Annotated in this window: 17 protein-coding genes; 3 read left to right on the top strand and 14 right to left on the bottom strand. The window is 60.7% G+C overall.

Features of this window, described 5'->3' with window-relative positions:
* The first annotated feature begins 14 nt into the window (after positions 1–14).
* Both fghA and BS300_RS14985 read left to right on the top strand, forming a co-directional pair.
* On the top strand, positions 15–851 hold the full coding sequence (fghA, locus tag BS300_RS14990) for an S-formylglutathione hydrolase (RefSeq protein ID WP_071913690.1): 837 nt from the start codon (positions 15–17) through the stop codon (positions 849–851).
* Between the two features lie 186 nt (positions 852–1,037).
* Complete coding sequence (locus BS300_RS14985) at positions 1,038–1,967, top strand: LysR family transcriptional regulator (protein ID WP_052448463.1); 930 nt, start codon at positions 1,038–1,040, stop codon at positions 1,965–1,967.
* Here the strand turns inward: BS300_RS14985 and BS300_RS14980 are convergent.
* The 7 genes from BS300_RS14980 to BS300_RS14950 form a co-directional block, all read right to left on the bottom strand.
* Positions 1,964–2,179 carry a hypothetical protein gene (locus BS300_RS14980; RefSeq protein ID WP_033114723.1) on the bottom strand — a complete coding sequence of 72 codons (216 nt, stop codon included), beginning with the start codon at positions 2,177–2,179 and terminating at the stop codon, positions 1,964–1,966. The genes BS300_RS14985 and BS300_RS14980 overlap by 4 nt on opposite strands.
* Positions 2,180–2,248: 69 nt before the next feature.
* Complete coding sequence (locus BS300_RS14975) at positions 2,249–2,578, bottom strand: hypothetical protein (protein WP_071913689.1); 330 nt, start codon at positions 2,576–2,578, stop codon at positions 2,249–2,251.
* Entirely contained in the window at positions 2,571–3,029 is a 459-nt protein-coding gene (locus BS300_RS14970; protein WP_071913687.1) for a DMT family transporter, read from the bottom strand. Before BS300_RS14970 ends, BS300_RS14975 begins: the two co-directional genes overlap by 8 nt.
* Positions 3,029–3,469 carry a DMT family transporter gene (locus BS300_RS14965; protein WP_033114720.1) on the bottom strand — a complete coding sequence of 147 codons (441 nt, stop codon included), beginning with the start codon at positions 3,467–3,469 and terminating at the stop codon, positions 3,029–3,031. The genes BS300_RS14970 and BS300_RS14965 overlap by 1 nt, the downstream gene beginning before the upstream one ends.
* Positions 3,466–3,981, bottom strand: coding sequence for a VOC family protein (locus BS300_RS14960; protein ID WP_071913685.1), 516 nt, complete (start codon positions 3,979–3,981; stop codon positions 3,466–3,468). Before BS300_RS14960 ends, BS300_RS14965 begins: the two co-directional genes overlap by 4 nt.
* Positions 3,981–4,346 (bottom strand): carboxymuconolactone decarboxylase family protein, encoded by a 366-nt coding sequence (locus tag BS300_RS14955; protein ID WP_071913683.1) that lies wholly within the window; start codon positions 4,344–4,346, stop codon positions 3,981–3,983. The genes BS300_RS14960 and BS300_RS14955 overlap by 1 nt, the downstream gene beginning before the upstream one ends.
* Positions 4,347–4,543: 197 nt before the next feature.
* Positions 4,544–5,266, bottom strand: a complete 723-nt coding sequence (locus tag BS300_RS14950; RefSeq protein ID WP_040067602.1) for a head GIN domain-containing protein — start codon at positions 5,264–5,266, stop codon at positions 4,544–4,546.
* Between the two features lie 395 nt (positions 5,267–5,661).
* Here BS300_RS14950 and ovoA point away from each other — a divergent pair, with 395 nt between their 5' ends.
* On the top strand, positions 5,662–7,812 hold the full coding sequence (gene ovoA / locus BS300_RS14945) for a 5-histidylcysteine sulfoxide synthase (RefSeq protein WP_071913680.1): 2,151 nt from the start codon (positions 5,662–5,664) through the stop codon (positions 7,810–7,812).
* A gap of 79 nt (positions 7,813–7,891) precedes the next feature.
* Here ovoA and BS300_RS14940 read toward each other — a convergent pair whose 3' ends face one another.
* From BS300_RS14940 to ebgR, 7 genes are all read right to left on the bottom strand, one after another.
* Positions 7,892–8,842 (bottom strand): bile acid:sodium symporter family protein, encoded by a 951-nt coding sequence (locus BS300_RS14940; RefSeq protein WP_071913678.1) that lies wholly within the window; start codon positions 8,840–8,842, stop codon positions 7,892–7,894.
* Between the two features lie 294 nt (positions 8,843–9,136).
* Positions 9,137–10,582 carry an amino acid permease gene (locus BS300_RS14935; RefSeq protein WP_040067598.1) on the bottom strand — a complete coding sequence of 482 codons (1,446 nt, stop codon included), beginning with the start codon at positions 10,580–10,582 and terminating at the stop codon, positions 9,137–9,139.
* A gap of 166 nt (positions 10,583–10,748) precedes the next feature.
* Positions 10,749–11,087, bottom strand: coding sequence for a tRNA-binding protein (locus BS300_RS14930; protein ID WP_005342042.1), 339 nt, complete (start codon positions 11,085–11,087; stop codon positions 10,749–10,751).
* 76 nt (positions 11,088–11,163) lie between these two features.
* Positions 11,164–12,609, bottom strand: a complete 1,446-nt coding sequence (locus tag BS300_RS14925; RefSeq protein WP_071913676.1) for an amino acid permease — start codon at positions 12,607–12,609, stop codon at positions 11,164–11,166.
* Between the two features lie 102 nt (positions 12,610–12,711).
* On the bottom strand, positions 12,712–13,167 hold the full coding sequence (locus BS300_RS14920) for a beta-galactosidase subunit beta (protein WP_040067594.1): 456 nt from the start codon (positions 13,165–13,167) through the stop codon (positions 12,712–12,714).
* Positions 13,164–16,238 carry a beta-galactosidase subunit alpha gene (ebgA, locus tag BS300_RS14915; RefSeq protein ID WP_071913674.1) on the bottom strand — a complete coding sequence of 1,025 codons (3,075 nt, stop codon included), beginning with the start codon at positions 16,236–16,238 and terminating at the stop codon, positions 13,164–13,166. Before ebgA ends, BS300_RS14920 begins: the two co-directional genes overlap by 4 nt.
* A gap of 321 nt (positions 16,239–16,559) precedes the next feature.
* Positions 16,560–17,525 carry a transcriptional regulator EbgR gene (gene ebgR, locus BS300_RS14910; protein ID WP_071913672.1) on the bottom strand — a complete coding sequence of 322 codons (966 nt, stop codon included), beginning with the start codon at positions 17,523–17,525 and terminating at the stop codon, positions 16,560–16,562.
* Positions 17,526–17,696 lie beyond the last annotated feature (171 nt).

Genomic DNA, 17,696 nt, shown 5'->3' with positions numbered 1-17,696 from the left:
GCAGGAGTCCTTCGATGAATCTGGAGATTATCAGCAGCAACAAGAGCTTCGGCGGCTGGCACAAGCGCTATCGCCACAGCTCCACCGTGCTCGGCTGCGAGATGAATTTTGCCATCTATCTGCCACCTCAGGCTCTCACCGGCCAGAAGGTGCCGGTGCTCTACTGGCTCAGCGGCCTCACCTGCACCGATGAGAACTTCATGCAGAAGGCGGGGGCCCAGCGTATCGCCGCCGAGCTGGGCATAGCACTGGTGGCGCCGGACACCAGCCCCCGCGGCGACGGCGTGGCCGACGATCCCGGTTATGACCTCGGCATGGGAGCAGGCTTTTACGTCAATGCCAGCCAGAGCCCCTGGCAGGCGCACTACCAGATGTATGACTACGTCACCCGCGAGCTGCCTGACTTGATAGAGACCCACTTCCCGGTCTCGACCCGACGCGCCATCAGTGGCCACTCCATGGGCGGTCACGGTGCGCTGATCGCCGCGTTGCGGGAGCCGGGTCGCTACCGCTCGGTCTCGGCGTTCAGCCCGATCTGTCACCCGAGCCGCTGCCCCTGGGGCCAGAAGGCGCTCGGGGCGTATCTCGGCAGCAATCCTCTGCTGTGGCAGGAGTGGGATGCCTGCCAGCTGCTGCGCCACCAGCCGGTCACACCGCTGCCAACCTTGGTGGATGTGGGGCTGGATGATCCCTTCCTCGCCGAGCAGCTGCATATCGACGCGCTGGCCGAGGTGGCTGCCAGCAAGGGGTGGCAGCTCGAGCTCAACCGCCACGAGGGCTATGACCACAGCTACTACTTCGTGGCGAGCTTTATCGAGGCGCACCTGCGCTTTCACGCCCGCCACCTCTGATCAACACAGGCCCGTTGCGGGCCTGTTTCAGTTGGAGTTGTGGTGATCGGACAAGATTAGCCTTGCTGCTCGTGGTAACGGCATGCCAGAGCAGAGCATCAGTGGCAGCAGCCTCCGCATGATACCGGCTTGCCCTGGCCAAGGTCGGCCGATTACCCTTGAGGACTGCGATGGAGGAGGTATCCCGTGAATTACGACGTTTCGTTGTTGGAGATAAAGCTGTTTCTGATGACCACCCGGTTTGGCAGCTTTTCAGATGTGGCGCGTCGGCAGGATATGACCCCTTCGTCCGTCTCGCGCAAGATGGCGCAGCTGGAGGAGAAGGTGGGTTCCAAACTGCTGCACCGCCATACCCGCTCCATCTCCCTCACCGAGGAGGGGGTCGCTTTTGCCAAACAGTGCGCCGAGATCCTCCAGCAGTATGAGCGGGTGGTTGGCCAGATCGAGCAACGGGCGGATACCCCGAGAGGCACCATCCGGATCAGCGCGCCGGTCGCCTTTGGCCGGCTGCATATCGCCCCCTATCTGACCGAGCTGCTGGAGCGCTACCCCCTGCTCAAGGTCGAGTTGCAGCAGACGGATCACTATGTCGATCCGGCGGCCGAGTCGATCGACCTGCTGATCCGCATCGGGATCTCGCAAGACTCCTCCCTGCGGATGAAGCAGTTTGGCCAGCAGCACTACGTGATGGCGGCCAGCCCCGACTACCTCAATCGCCATGGCGAACCGGCCAGTCCGGATGAGCTGGTGCAGCACAACTGTCTGGTCTTCAAGGGGAGCAATGGCCTGCAACGCTGGTTCATCGGCCAGGAGCAGTTGCAACCCTATGAGGTGAGCGGCACCCTCTACAGCAACAATGCCGATACCCTGGTTGCCGGCGCGGTGGCGGGTGCCGGGATTGTAGTGTTCCCCACCTGGCTCATCGGCGAGGAGCTGAAAACCGGACGGCTCAAGCCGATCATGACCCGGTTCACCGTCTCCACCAGCGTGGAGCAGCAGGTGATCAGCGCACTTTATCTGGAGACCGACCAGCTCGCCGCCAAGGTGAGGGTGGTGATCGATTTTCTGGCGGGAAAATATGGCTCTCCCTGCTACTGGGATGCCAGACAGGTTTAGCCAGACAGCCTGCCGGTCAGCTTGTGCAGCGCCGGCAGCAAGACAAAGACGGCGCAGGCCACGATCACGCTGTCGATGAGCAACACTGCGACTGGTGCGGCGGGGTCGAGCTGCCATCTCGCCAGCAGCGGCGCCATCCAGCGCGGGATCAGCAGCGTCAGCGGAAAGATGATGGCCAGCACGTGCAGGTATTCGCCAAGCTGTTTTTTCATAAAGACTCTGATGTTGTGGCAGCCAAGCCAGTGGCAAGAGTGGCATTCCTTTCACCACTGGCGAGCCAGCTACAGCGTGGTGATGTCCCGGGTGCAGATAAAGTGGGCATCCGCGGCAAAGGTTTCGAATTGACGGATCACCTGCTGCATCTGCGCACTCTGGATCTCCTGCAGAAATTGCGTCTCCGACTCAATGCGGATCACTTCGAAGTAGTCCCACGGCGAGGCGCTCTGCTGCCCCAGCATCTTCAGCCCCTTGAACACCTCGAACGAGGTGACGCTGTTGAGCCGGTTCACGGTGGGCAGATCGACCTCCCGTGCCCACGCCAGATAATCCGCCTCGTTCGCCCCCGGTTTGAGATTGAAAAAGACCATCAGGGTTGTTGCCTGTTCACTCATTTACTTGTTCCTGTTGTCGGTTCGCCAGATAGATGCAGAGCAGCGCCGCAGCGACGGCCATCATGGCGGCAAGGCGCCAGCAGTTGAGGGGGATGGGGGCATTGCCCAGCCAGCCCATGGTATCGATCACCAGACTCATCACCATCTGGCCCAGAATGGTGGCCACAGTGGCGATGGCGACCCCTACCCGTGGAATGGCCGCGACCATCACCACCATGTAGACAATGCCGAACAGGGCACCGGCCAGCTGCCACTTCGGCACGCTGAGCAGGGTCGCCTGATAGGGCGGCTCAAAGAAGAAGATCAGCAGGGCGGTCACCACAGTGCCCATGGTGAAGGTGAGCAGCGAACTCTGCACCACACCAACCCGCGATCCCAACTGACCATTGATCGCCGCCTGGGCGCTGAGCGCCATGCCGGAGACGATGGCCAACACGATAATCAGCACCATCAGTTTGCTCCCAGATAGGTAAACAGCAGCGCCAGCGCGATGCAGCCGAGCGCCACCAGCCGCAGGGGACGGGTTGCCCGTTTCGGCATGCCAAACCAGCCGAAGTAGTCGATGGCAAAACTCTTGGTCACCTGCCCCAGCAGGACGCAGATCATCGTCATCGCCACCCCCAGCATGGGGGTCGAGAGAGTGAGCGCCACCACATAGACGGGGCCGAGCAAGCCACCGATCAACTGCCATTTCGGCACCCCATGCCACCCTGTGGATGGCCCCCGTACCGTGAAGAAACGGATCAGCCAGAGCAGTGCTGCCCCCACGCCGAAGATGCTCAGGGTGGCCCACAGATGGCCCACCTGTTCACCAAGCGGGCCCAGCAGGCCCGCTTCGAAGGAGAGGCCCATGCCGGCCATCACGATTAGCAAAACCGGGAGCGCGTTCATCGTGGATCAAACAGGGCGACGGGTGATTGACGGCTATAGGCCTTGCCCTGCGGATAGGAGACCAGCTCCAGCTGCATGCCCCATGGCGCAAGAAAATAGACCCAGGACTCCCCTGCTGTCGGCCCCTCCGTCATGCAGGTCGGCTCGCCCAGCACGGCTATCCCCTGCTCCTTCAGGTAAGCCACCGCCGCCGCCATGTCATCCACATAGAAGGCGAGATGGTGGCCACCGATATCGGCGTTGTTGGGAGCCTTGAGGTTGCGCTCGATATTGCTGGCGTACTCGAAGATCTCCAGATTGATCCCTTTGGCACTCATCACCGCAATGCGGGTGATCTCGGCGCGGGCATGCACGTTGAGGTGCTCCGCCATCCAGTTGTCACTCGCCACAAAGGGCCCGAACTCATAGGCCAGCTCGAAATCGAAGTGGTCGCGAAAAAAGGCGATCGCCTCTGCCAGATTGGGCACGGTAAAGCCGATATGATCGGGCTTTTTCAGTCCTGGAATGGCCATCAGATATCCCCCCGCTCGTGACGCAATTTGTTGAGCGCCCCCATGGTGGTCGCCCCCTTGTTGAAGCCGGTATAGACGGATGCAAAGACGATCAGCTCTTCAAGCTCCTGCCAGGTCGCCCCCTGCTTGAGTGCCATATCGACATGAGCTGCGAAGGGGTTGCCTTCACCGCTGACGTTGAGGGCCATCTGGTCGATGGCGATGGTGATGAGCGCCTTGGTCTTCTGGTCGATCAGCGGCATGCCCCAGGCTTCACCCGCCACGCGGACCGTCATGTCGCCCCAGGTCGGGTGGATGGATTTGAGCCCGCTGACCAGAGCCTGATCATCGAGCACGGCATTTGCAAAAGGTAATGATGTAGTCATCAGTGACGCCTCAGTAGTGGATAAGTTCGCCGTAGCGGATGAGGCGCATTATTAGGGAGCGGGATGTATTGAAAAACCGGCGGGCCGGAACATCACTTATGCAGGATCTGCACAAATGGCACGGTGAGTTGCGCCATGTTGGAAAAAACAAAACAGGCCCGTTGCGGGCCTGTTTCAGTTGTGGTGATCGGTTGATATCAGCTGCCGGCGCGGGTCACCCCGCCGGAGCCCACGATCTGCTGCTCCACCTCGGGGTCACCCCAGTAGGTGATGTTGCCAGTGCCTGCGATGCCGATCTTGAGCGTTTTCTGGGCCCGCACCTCCACATCACCGCTGCCGGCGATATTGACCTCGACCTCGTTGCCACGCATTTCGCTGCCCAGCACATCGCCAGCACCGGCAATGTTCAGCTCGATGCTGGCGGCAGAGCCGCTCCCCAGATCCAGGCTACCTGCACCAGCGATATTGCCTTTCAATCGCTGTACCTCCAGCTGGCTGGCGACGATACCACCGGTTCCCGCCACTGACAGCTCCAGCGCCTCGCCCTTGAAGCCGTGCAGATCGCCGTTGCCGGTACCTGCCAGCGCCATTTCGCTGAGCTCTGGCAGGGTGATGGTGATCTCCAGCGGTTCAGTAGGCCGCAGTCGGTAACCATCCTTCACCTCGATCTCCAGCTTGCTGCCGCGCTCGGTCAGCTCCAGATACGGCAAGAGATTTGCTTGCCCCTTGATCAGGATGCCGCGCTGCTCGCCTGCCACCAGATGGAGGGTGGCCGGAGTTCCGGCCAGCACCCGGGTCACCCGCTCGCCCAGTGCCTGCTGGCGCTCGACCGGGACACCTTCCCCCTTGATCTCGGTGTCGGCAAAGACGTTGCAACCTCCCATCACCAACGCCACCAAGACGCCAATCATCCACCGCATAACTGTTCTCCTTTTTATTTATTGATAAGCTACCTGACAGGCCCTGTTCGAAACCACAAAAACAGAGGCCGTATGAAACCACAGATAGCAATGGCCATGCCAGAAGCTAACTATATGATTTTCAATAAAAATAAAATCAACAGTAAGAAGTGGCACGCATTAAAAAGAGCCATTTAGACCACCATTTGGCGAATCTGACCATCCCCTAACAGGCAGGTGGAGAGCTGGCTGGCGAGCCGTTCGCGAGGTCGCTACGCTGACAAGCCGTGGAAGTTTTGGATTGCCCTGCCGGTCTGTTGAGCCAATAGTGGTACTTCGTGCGTACCAAGCTCTCCATTGCGGTAATGTCATTACCACTGTCTTGTCAGTCTTCACTGCCAACAAGGAGTCAGAGCGTGACCCAAGCAAGCCCTCTCTATTCCACTGCCACCGGTCTGCCGGAGCCGACTCGCACCCCGCTGCTGACCGGCAGCGATCCCGAGCAGAAACGGCGCGAGCTGCTCGCCTACTTCTGCCAGACCTTCGATCTCTACGACTCGCTGTTCGACTGTCTGGCCGATGAGCGGGCCTGGTTCAACAAGGCGATCCCGCTGCGCCACCCGCTCATCTTCTACTACGGCCACACCGCCGCCTTCTTTATCAACAAGCTGCTGGCGGCGCGCCTGATCGACCAGCGGCTGGATGCCCGCATCGAGGCCATGGTCGCCATCGGGGTGGACGAAATGAGCTGGGATGATCTGGACGAAACCCACTATGACTGGCCAAAAGTCGCCGAGCTGCGCAGCTATCGGGCCAAAGTCCGTACGCTGGTGTGCGATTTCATTCGCCAGATGCCGCTCACCCTGCCCATCGACTGGCAGAGCCCGGCCTGGGTGATCCTGATGGGGATAGAGCACGAGCGCATCCACCTCGAGACCTCCAGCGTGCTGATCCGCCAGTTGCCACTTGCCTGGGTGCGGCCGCAGCCTTATTGGCCCGCCTGTACCGAAGCCCGCCACCGAATTGATCAGGTGCCCGCCAACAGCCTGCTGCCAGTGGCCGGCGGCAAGGTGCGCCTTGGCAAGCGGGACGCCACCTACGGCTGGGACAACGAATATGGCGAGCGCCATATCGAGCTGGCCCCGTTTCAGGCCAGCCGCATGCTGGTGAGCAATGCCGAGTACCTCGCCTTCGTCCAGGCGGGGGGCTATGGTCAGCAACAGTGGTGGGATGAAGAGGGGTGGAGCTGGTGCCAGTACGCCAAGGCGCAGATGCCCACCTTCTGGGTGGGTGACCCCGCCGAGCCCGAACAATTGCAGCTGCGGCTGATGACCGAGCAGGTCGCCATGCCCTGGGACTGGCCAGTCGAGGTGAATCAGCTGGAGGCGGCTGCCTTCTGTCGCTGGAAGGCGGCCCGGACCGGGCTCCCCATCCAGCTGCCGAGCGAGGCGGAATGGATGCTGCTGCGCGAGCAGCTACCCGGCGATCAGCCGGACTGGACGGAAGCCCCCGGCAATATCAATCTGGCCCGTTTCGCCTCCTCCTGCCCGGTGGATGCCAGCCCGCAAGGGGAGTTCTTCGATCTGGTGGGCAATGTCTGGCAGTGGACCAGCACCGCCATCGATGGCTTCGACGGCTTTAAAATCCACCCGCTCTACGACGACTTCTCCACCCCCACCTTTGATGGCAAGCACACCCTGATCAAGGGCGGCAGCTGGATCAGCACGGGTAACGAAGCGCTCAAATCATCCCGTTACGCCTTCCGGCGTCACTTCTTCCAGCATGCGGGTTTCCGCTATCTGGTCTCCCGTTATCAGGAACCCGTTATCGTGAATCCCTATGAAACCGACACGCTGGTCGCTCAGTACCTCGACTTCCAGTACGGCCCGAGCCACTTCGGGGTAGCCAACTACGCCAAAACGCTTGCTGATCTTGCTGGCGAGCTGTGCAGCAACCACCAGCGGGCGCTGGATATCGGCTGCGCCACCGGCCGCGCCAGCTTCGAACTGGCCCGCCACTTCCAGCATGTGGACGGGGTCGACTACTCGGCCCGCTTCATCGATGTGGCGCTGGCCCTCGCCAGTCAGGACAGTTTCCGCTACGCCATTCCGCTGGAGGGTGAACTGGTGGAGTATTGCGAGGCGCGCCTGTCGAGCCACGGGCTGGGGGCAAGTCAGGCTGAGCGCATCCACTTCAGTCAGGGGGATGCCTGCAACCTCAAGCCCAAATATGACCACTACGATCTGGTGCTCGCCTCCAACCTGATCGACCGGCTGCGGGAGCCCGCCCGCTTCCTGCGGGATATCGCCCCGCGGCTGCGCAGCGGTGGCCTGCTGGTGCTCACCAGCCCCTATACCTGGCTGGCGGAATATACCCCGCCCGCCAACTGGCTCGGCGGCATTCGCGAAAACGGCGAGGCGCTCACCACCTATCAGGCGCTGCAACGGCTGCTGGCGGCGGAGTTCGAGGAGCACTGCCCGCCCCGGGATGTGCCCTTCGTCATCCGCGAAACCGCCCGCAAATACCAGCACACGGTGGCGCAGCTGACCGTCTGGCGCAAACGCTAATCCGCCGATCGGCACGCAGATGAGAAGAGGGAGGCCAACGGGCCTCCCTCTTGTTATGGCAATAAAAACGGCGCGAGTATCAATGCCCCTGCTCGTGATAGCGGCGGGCCAGCACGGCGCAGACCATCAGCTGGATCTGGTGGAAGATCATCAGCGGCAGCACCATCACCCCGACGCTGGCGACCGGGAACATGACGTTGGCCATCGGCACCCCGTTGGCCAGACTCTTCTTGGAGCCGCAGAAAACGATGGTGATCTCGTCCGCCTTGTCGAAGCCGAGGCGGCGGCTGATCCAGACGTTCCAGCAGAGCACCAGCGCCAGCAAGACGCAGCTCAGCAGCACGATACTGGCCAGATCGTACCAACCTACCTGATGCCAAATCCCCTGCACCACCGCCTCGCTGAAGGCGACGTAGACCACCAGCAGGATGGAGCTCTGATCCAGCTTGCCGATGAGCGGACGGTGGCTGTCGACCCAGCGACCGATGAGCGGACGCGACAGGTGGCCGACCACGAACGGCAGCATCAGCTGCATCATGATGGACTGAATGGAGTGCCAGGTGTCGATCCCCTCCCCCTGCACGTGGATCATCATCCCCACCAGCACCGGCGAGAGGAAGATACCGAGGATGCTGGAGGCCGAGGCGCTGCACACCGCCGCCGACACATTGCCCCCCGCCATCGAGGTGAAGGCGATGGCCGACTGCACGGTGGCTGGCAAAGCGCAGAGATAGAGGAAGCCGAGGTAGATGGCCGGGCTCAACCAGCCCGGTACCAGCGGGGTGAGCAGCAGCCCGAGCAGCGGAAACAGTACGAAGGTGCTGAGCATCACCACCAGATGAAGCCGCCAGTGGCCGAGACCCGCCAGCAGGTTCTGGCGCGACAGCTTGGCGCCATGCATGAAGAACAGGAGCGCCACCGCCAGCTTGGTCAGCAGACCGAACCAGACGGCCACCTGCCCCTCGCAGGGAAAGAGGGAGGCCAGGGTGACCACCGCAATCAGCACAACAGTAAAGGGATCCAGACGCACGAAAGGTCTCCATCAGAAGGGCATCCTGCAGCCATGGCGACAGTCAGGATTGGGGAGGACAAGAAACAGAGCGGGAGATGTCTGGCACCTCCCGCTAAACGAACCTCCAGCTTACCCCGATAACGGAGAGGCGCAAAGTTGAGCGGCGAATAATTGTTCATCAATGCTTAACGCATTCGCAATATTGCACAGCAAAAGTTGACGATAAAACGGCTGTGACAGCTACCCAACGGCTAAAAATGGATAAAAAAACGGGCGACCAAGGCCGCCCGTTCCGCTTTTTCACCCAGCCGATCAGCGCTGGCTGGCCAGCTTGCCGTTGCCGGTTTTCTTCTCATTGCCGGCGAGCTTGCGGGCTTGGCGCTTCTCGAAGCGGGAGATCCACCAGTAGGCCAGCGCCGAGAAGACCGCGGTCATAAAGACGTTGATGAAGAAGGCGCGCACCAGATCCACCCCGGCCGGGAAGGCGGAGGCGCTCATGCTCACCACGAAGATGGCGATCAGCACCGACACCACGCCCATCCCGAACTTGCGCGACCCCATGCGGAAGTCGCGGGGGGTGTCGTCATGTTTCCAGCGGAACACGAAGTAGGCCACCATGATGAAGATCGGCGGCAACATGGCGGTACCGGCGGTGAGGTTGATGGCGGTGTTCATCATCTGCTGCACCGACTCGGAGCCGAAACCGTTGACCACCAGCATCGCGAACACGAAGACAAACTGCCACCAGGCGGCGCGCACCGGCACGCCGTGCTCGTTGAGCTGGGTGGTCTTCTCGCCGTAAACCCCCTGCGGGATCTCGGAGAAGTGGATCTTCACCGGCGCCGAGGTCCACATCATCATGGAGCCGAACATGGCGATGAACAGCACCACGCCGACGAAGCGGCCCACCAGCGCCTCGGAAAGCCCGAAATACTGCGCCATGCCGGTGAAGATCTCCACCATGCCGCCGGCATAGGTGAGGCTCTCGCGCGGTACGAACACGTTCACCAGCAGGGAACCGACCGCATACATGGCACCGATGACGATACCGGCACTGATGATCACCTTGATGAAGGACTTCTGGCCGCCCTTCACATCATTGAGATAGGCCGCTGCGGTCTCGGCACCGCCCGCCGCCTGGAAGATCCAGCACATGATGCCGAGGGTCGCCCAGTTGACGGTGGGAGTCATCGCCTCCAGCGTGATGGGCTGGGCTGGCACATGATCGCCACTCAGGGCCATCAACGCGCCCAGCACATAGATGGCGAACAGGGCAAATACCCCGTAGGCCACGATCTCCGCAATCTTGCCGAGCCAGCTCGCACCCTTGGTGGAGATGTGGGTCGCCGCCGCAAACAGCACGATGGAGATGATCGAGGTAACCATGGGCGAGAAGCTGTACTCATAGCCCAGCATGGCGTAGGAGGCGTAGGCGATGACGTTGGGCAGCAGGGAGACGAACCAGAACAGGTTCACAAACCAGTAGAGAAACGACCCCAGATAGGCCATCCGGGTGCCGAGCGGTTTTTTAAGCCAGTCGTACATCCCCGACTCGGAGTTTTTATTGGCCGAGACGAACTCGGCGATGATGAAAACAAACGGGATGAAGTAGACGATGGTCGCCAGCAGGAAGATGGGGGCGGAGCTGAGCCCCAGCTCGATGTTGTTGTTGACGATGTTGCGCACGTTGAACACGGCGGCAAAGGTCATCGACAACAGGGCAAACTTGCCTATGGTGCCGCGTACGGATTCAGACATGGTGTCCTCCAGTGGACTCGCGTTCCCTGCGGGGAGCGCTGTGACTCTGTGATGTGTTCGGCAAGGGTCTGTCGGCCCCGCGCTTTACTCTCTTGTTATGATCGGGCCGCGTGGGCGGCCTCGTTGCTGAACCGGTACCGTCTCCCGCACCGGCTCGCAATACCATTCAGACGATCGGAGTGCCCGGCGCCATCGGCACCCGCGGTTGCAACAGCACGCTCTGGCTCTCGTCCGGGGTCTCGGCGCAGAGCAACATGCACTCGGAACGCTCACCGCGCATCTTGGTGGGCTTGAGGTTGGTCAGCACCACCACCTCGCTGCCCATCAGCTCCTCTTCGCTGTAGTAAGGCACCAGACTGGTGACTGTCTGCAGCGGCCGCTCGCCACCCACGTCGATCTGGACGATGTAGAGTTTGTCGGCCCCGGGGTGGCGCACCACCTCCAGCACCTTGCCCACCTTCATCTCGACCCGCTTGAATTCGGCAAACTCGATCGTCTCGCTCATGCTCTTTTCCTTTTCTGGTTCAACGGTTTGCGGGTGGCCAACGGCCACCCGGTTTGATTGGGATTCAATGCAGTGGCTATGGCGTCTGCATGGCAACCTGCGCTGTCGGCTGGGCCTCTTTGGCACGCGCTTCGGCACTGAGGGAGGCCTCGTATCTGTTGTATTTCCACCAGGCGAAGCCGAGGAAAATCACGACCCCGCCGACGTTGTAGAAGATGATGGTCATGATGTCGGCGCCGGTCGGGAAGGTGGAGGCGAGGAAGCCCACCGAGAAGATGGCGATCAGCACCGAGACCACGGCGATGCCGGTGGTGCGCGAACCCATCTTGAACTCCCGCGGCAGGTGGTCGAGCTTCAAACGCAGATTGAGGTAGGCCAGCATGATGAACAGCGGCGGCAGCATGGAGGCGGCAGCGGTCATGTTGATGACGGTGTTCATCAGATCCTGCGCGGTGTTGGAGCCCAGAGTCGGGATCACCATCAGCGGCAGTACGATAAGGTACTGGATCCAGGCTGCACGGGCGGGCACGCCGTTCTCGTTCAGCTCGACCGTCTTCTTGCCGAAGATGCCGGCCGGGATTTCGGAGAAGAAGATCTTCACCGGGGTCGCCGTCCACATCAGCAGGGAGCCGAACATGGCGGTGAAGGAGACCAGCCCGACGAAGCGGTTCATCAGGATCTCCGGCAGGCCGAAGTAAGCGGCCAGCCCCTCGAACACCTGCACCGAGCCGCCGGTATATTTCAGGGTGTCGCTGTGGACGAACACGTTGATCAACAGCGATGCAATGGAGTAGAGCACGCCGATAAAGATCCCGGCGACGATGATCACCTTCACGAAGGACTTGGAGCCACCTTTCACGTCATTGACGTAGACCGCCACCGACTCGGCGCCACCGGCTGCCATAAAGATCCAGGTGGTGATGCCGAGGAAGGCCCAGCTGAAATCGGGGACCATGGCCTCTACCGTGATGGGGTCTGCCGGCTGCACGCCGCCCACCAGTGCCGCACCTGCCAGCAGAATGTAGGAGAGGGTCAGCAGCAGCATCAGGGACGAGGTCACCGAGGTGATGGGGCCGAGCATCTTGGCACCGTTGGTGGAGACGTAAGTGGCAAAGGCAAACAGCACCATGCTCAATGCCGTGGTCGCCACCGGGGTGAGAATGTACTCGTAGCCGAGGAAGGCATAGGAGGCGTAGGCAATAACCCGCGGCAGCAGCGAGGTGAAGAAGAAGAGATTCACGAACCAGTAGGTGTAGGCGGAGATAAAGGCCCAGCGACCGCCGAGGGAGCTCTTCACCCAGGCATAGACGCCCGCTTCGGAGTTTTTGTTCAGTGACACAAATTCCGCAATGATGAGGCAGAACGGAATGAAGTAGAAAATGGTGGCCAGAAAGAACATCGGGGCCGAGGCCAGACCGATCTCGATGTTGTTGTTGATGACGTTGTTGAAGCTAAATACCGCCGCGAAGGTGAGCGACAGCAGACCAAACTTGCCTATCGTATTGCGTTTGGAATCAGACATGGTGCATCTCCAGACCTGTAGTTATCTAGCGAAAGAGCGGGGCATGATTTGTAGGGTGAGCCCCGCCCTTCCGGCTTTTGTCAGTGCAGAACCGGCGGCTTGTTATTTGTTTTTGAAGTAGCCGCCTTCGACGGTGACCTTGATGATCACCTTGCGCACCGGCGCATCGCCGACGAAGCGGTAGGCCTCGTCGTTCTCGAAGATCACCACCTGCCCATTGCCGACCTGCTGGCGCTCACGCACCTCACCGGCCAGCCACTCGCGGTCGGTGGTATCGTCATAGGCCTGCTCGACCGCCAGCTCGCTCTTGGCAGCCCACTCCACCGTCTCTTCCCCTTCCAGGTAGTAGTGAACGTCGAAGTAGCGGCGCTGCCCCTCGAACAACGAGGTGGCCGGGCTGGCCCCCTCCTGCAAGCGGTAGGTGAGGGAGTCACCGATGGAGTGGCAGATGCCGGGCTTGAGGTTCGGCAGGTTGTTGATGGCCTCCACGCAGCGGCCCCACTTCTTGCCCTCCCGGTAGATGTTTTTGAACAGGGTCAGGTTGTCCAGGGTGATCATGCGAGGTTCCTCCCGCCGTTGATGGTGAGATCGAGCCCGGCCAGCGCAGCCGGATTGAGGTTGCCACGGGCGATGGACAGCAGGGTCAGGCCGAAGCTGAATGGCTCGAAGCGCACCCGCCAGGAGTCCAGCACCTCGGAGCCCCAGGAGTTGGAGCCGAGCCCCAGTACCTTGTGATCCAGATTGAGGGTGAGATAACCGCTCGGTTCCAGCTCGTTGATGTGCTGCGCCGCGTGGATATGCTCCCAGCTGTAGGGCCAGACGCTCAGGTTGATGGGGGCATCGGGTCGCACGTAGAGACCGGCGCCGTGGCGGTTGGTCAGGGTCGCCCAGCGCACCTGCTGGCGGTTGCCGTTATCCTGCGGGAAGGGGTAGTGCTCCCACATCTCGCTGACTGTGCTCTGGAAGCTGTCGATCCAGTTGCTCTGGCGGCTGTCCTGATAGTTTTCGCCCGGCCCCATGCCGTAGTAGTGCACCCGGTCGAGATCCTGACGAATGCCCAGCTCGAAGCCGATCTTGGGGATGATGTCGTCATAACCGCCGTAGGGCTGACCGGACAGCGCTACATGCAGCTGACCGTTCGGGCTCAGGGTGTAGACGTAGCGGCAGCGCATACCGAAGTCGAACACCGGCGGCGCGATCAGGCTCTCGACCGTCACCTCGACCGCCTCACCCAGCTGGCGCCAGCTCAGAGTGCGGAAGTGCTCCTGCATGATCTGCAGGTGGTTCGGGTGCCACAGGCTCTCGTACTCCTGCTTGTGGTTGTCGATCATCGGCTTGAAGAAGGTGAGGCGCGGCGAGCGCTCAATCAGCTCGATACCATCCTGCTGCCAGCTCACCAGCTTGCCGTCGAGGCGCGAGAAGCGCAGGGCAAAGCCGCTACCGCTCAAGGTCAGCGCGAGGCGCTCATCAGCGATATCCAACGGAGTAGCGTTGGGATTGGCAAAGGGCTGCAGCTGGCGAGTCGACTCTTTCAGCCGGAACTGGTACTGGCCCAGCTCGTGCTCCGCCGCACTGTAGCGGGTGGCGGTGGCCTTGATGACCCGCAGCTGGACGAAGGTTTCCCGCCCATCGAGGGATGGCAGTTCGAGCTGCAGCTCAGTGGTGGCACCGGGGGCAACCCCTTCCAACCGGATCTGCTGGCTGGCCAGCAGCTCGCCCTCGGCCTTCACTTCGACCAGCAGGCGGATATCGTCGAGAGTGGAGAACCAGTAGCGGTTTTCCACCGCCAGCTTGCCGCTCGCCAGATCTAGGGCGCGCACCTTGACCGGGCAGATCACCTGCTTGTATTCGCGCAGCCCCGGCCCCGGGGTCTGATCCGGATAGATGAGGCCATCCATGCAGAAGTTGTAGTTGTTGGGGTAGTCGCCGTAGTCGCCGCCGTACTTGTAGACGGGGCGCCCCTGCTCGTCCTGATCCAGAATGCCGTGATCGCACCACTCCCAGATGTAGTGACCCTGAATGTGGGGATGACGGTCGAACACCTGCTGGTATTCGCTGAGGCCACCCGGTCCGTTGCCCATGGCGTGGGCGTATTCACAGAGGATGCGCGGCTTGGCCATCGGGAACTCGCCGAAGCAGTTCATCTGGGAGACGCGGGAGTACATGGTGCTCACCACATCCACCACCTCGGCGTCTCGATCTTCTTCGTAGTGCACCAGCCGGGTCGGGTCGATCGCCTTGCAGCGCTGGTACATGGCTCTGATGTTGCAGCCGTAGCCGGACTCGTTGCCGAGCGACCAGATGATGATGGAGGGGTGGTTCTTCTGGGCGTGCACGTGGCGCTCGATGCGATCCACGAACACCGGCTCCCAGAAGGGGTCGTCGGTGATGCGGCTGAGATCGCCGACGTTGGCAAAACCGTGGGTCTCCACGTCGGTCTCCGCCATCACGAACAGACCGTACTGGTCGCACAGCTCATAGAAGCGAGGATCGTTCGGGTAGTGGGCGGTGCGCACCGAGTTGAGGTTGTGCTGTTTCATCAGCACGATATCGCGTTCAACACGGTCCATGCCGACCGCTCGGCTCTTGAGGTGGTCGTTGTCGTGGCGGTTCACCCCGTGCAGCTTGAGGTAGTGGCCGTTGACGTAGAAGAGGCCATCCTTGACCTTGATTTCACGCACCCCGACCCGCTGCGGGATCACTTCCAGCAGCTCGCCCTGCCCGTTGTAGAGGGAGAGTTGCAGCTGATAGAGGTAAGGATCTTCGGCACTCCACAGATGGGGGTGGGCCAGATCCAGCGTGAAGCGGCAATCACACTTGCCGTCGATGGCGAGATGATCGAGCGAGCCGCTGGCGATCTCGCTGCCCTGATCCAGCAGCGACCAGACCAGACGGTGATCACGGGCGGGCGCCCCCAGATTTTCCAACTGGATATCGCAGCTCAGGGTGGCGCTTTGATTGTCATCAGCCAGCGCGGTGCGGATGAAGAAGTCCTGCACATGGGCGGCCGGTTTGCCCACTAGGTAGACGTCGCGGAAAATCCCCGCCATCCACCACATGTCCTGATCTTCGATATAGGTGGAGTCAGCCCACTGCATCACCCGCACCGACAGCAGGTTCTCGCCGATGTTGGCGTAGGCGCTGATATCGAACTCGGCGGTGAGACGGCTCCCCTTGCTGAAGCCGACATAGTGGCCGTTCACATAGACCTCGAAGTAGGTCTCCACCCCGTCAAACTTGATGATCACCTGCTCGCCGTCCCAGGCCGGGCTCAGCGTGAAGCTGCGCTGATAGGCGCCGGTGGGGTTGTTGGTCGGCACGAAGGGCACGTCGATGGGGAAGGGAAAACCTTCGTCGGTGTACTGCAGCTGACCATGTCCTTCCATCTGCCACATGTTGGGCACGGTGATCTGGCCCCACTCGCACATGGGGCTGTGATAGAAGGCCTCCGGCACCTGCAGGGGGTGGTCGAAGTAGTGGAACTGCCACTGGCCGCCAAGGCTCAGAAAACGGCGGCTCAGCTCGCGCTGCATGGTGGCCGCCAGCGCGTGGTCGGCATAAGAGAAGAAGTAGGCGCGCGGGGCCAGCCTGTTTTCACCAACAAATTGGACGTTTTCCCAGTTATTCACATGTCCTCCCGGAACAAGGCAACTTTGACTGGGTAAACTCTAGATAAACATTTACTAAATATCAGCTTTGCATTGGTAAAGTTTTAACCTGATCACAATGAACAGATGGTTTTGTGAGCGAGATCAGAAGCAGGAGATAAAGGAGGGCAAGATATGGATGAGTGGCATGGATGTTGATAGTAGTCGGCTGAGCTGCAATAAAATCAACTATAAAACAATATGATATGAAGTTGTTGGATGATATGGGAAAGAGGTTTGCTTGGGAGAGGTGTCGCACCACCGCAAGATGGCGCGACTAAAAAGCAGAATGTTTTACTAAAATCAGCGAGTGGTGCCACGCAGGGTCAGCTTGCTCGGTACCAGCACTCGGAGTGGAATATCCCGCTCGTCTCGCAGCCGCTCAACCAGCAAATTGACCCCCTGGGAGCCCATCAACTCGGAGTGGATCCGCACCGTAGAGAGTGGCGGGAAGGTGAACTTGGCGGTCGGAATATCGTTGACGCTGATAAGCTCGATCTGCTGGGGAATCACCAGTCCCTTCTCGTGAATGGCACGCAGCACACCAATGGCGATGGAGTCGGAGGCGACAAACAGCGCCTTGGGCCAGTCGCCGGCCAGCATCTCCTTCGCCAACTGGTAGCCGGAAGCGCTGGAGAAGTCCCCACGATAGAGATCGCTCTCCTGCACCACCCCCAGCCGCTGGCCATAATCCCGGAAGGCCAGTTCACGCAGGTCCGGATTCTCATCCTGGCCACCGATATAACCGATACGCTGGTGCCCCTGCGCGATGAAGTAATCGACTACCTGCTGGCTGATCAGGGCGAGATCCACATCGACCGAGTCGAACTCTCCCTGTGAACGGCAGTCGACAAACACCAGCTGGCTGGAACAAGCCCTTAGCTGGACGAGACGCTCGGCTGTGAGGGTACCGACCACCAGAATGCCATCCACGGCGCTCAGCTCGCGCCCTTCACCGCAGTTGTAAAGATGGGTCAGTTCGATATTGAGGCGGGCACTCTGGGTCTCGATGCCATAACGGATGGCGAGATAGTAAGGGTCGTTGACCTCGGTACTCTGGGGATAGGCATAGACCACCAGAAAGTGCAGCTTGCTCTTGTGTACCCCCTTGCGGGCGCTGCTGGTCTTGTACTCCAGCCGCTCGGCAATTTCGAAGATCCGCTGCTTGGTTTCTTCCTTGACGCTCAGGCTGGGATCCTCGTTCAGTACCCGGGATACCGTGGCGAGAGAAACCCCCGCTTCCTGTGCAATTTCCTTCAACGTAGCCATCAATACCTCGCTGGCAGCATCACGTGTTAATCGGTAACGGCTAAAGAGTAACGGGCAATCCCTTGATAGCCCAGCACTTTTACTAAAATGCCGGCGGCATGGCAGATTTTTGGAACGCAGAAACGCAAAAAGGCCTCCCGAATGGGAGGCCTCTTCTAAATAGGTGCCTGA

The organism is Aeromonas sp. SCS5 (assembly GCF_001887375.1).
Taxonomy (GTDB): domain Bacteria; phylum Pseudomonadota; class Gammaproteobacteria; order Enterobacterales; family Aeromonadaceae; genus Aeromonas; species Aeromonas jandaei.
Note: the sequence above shows the minus strand (reverse complement) of the source record. Positions and strands in the feature narration are given on the sequence as shown.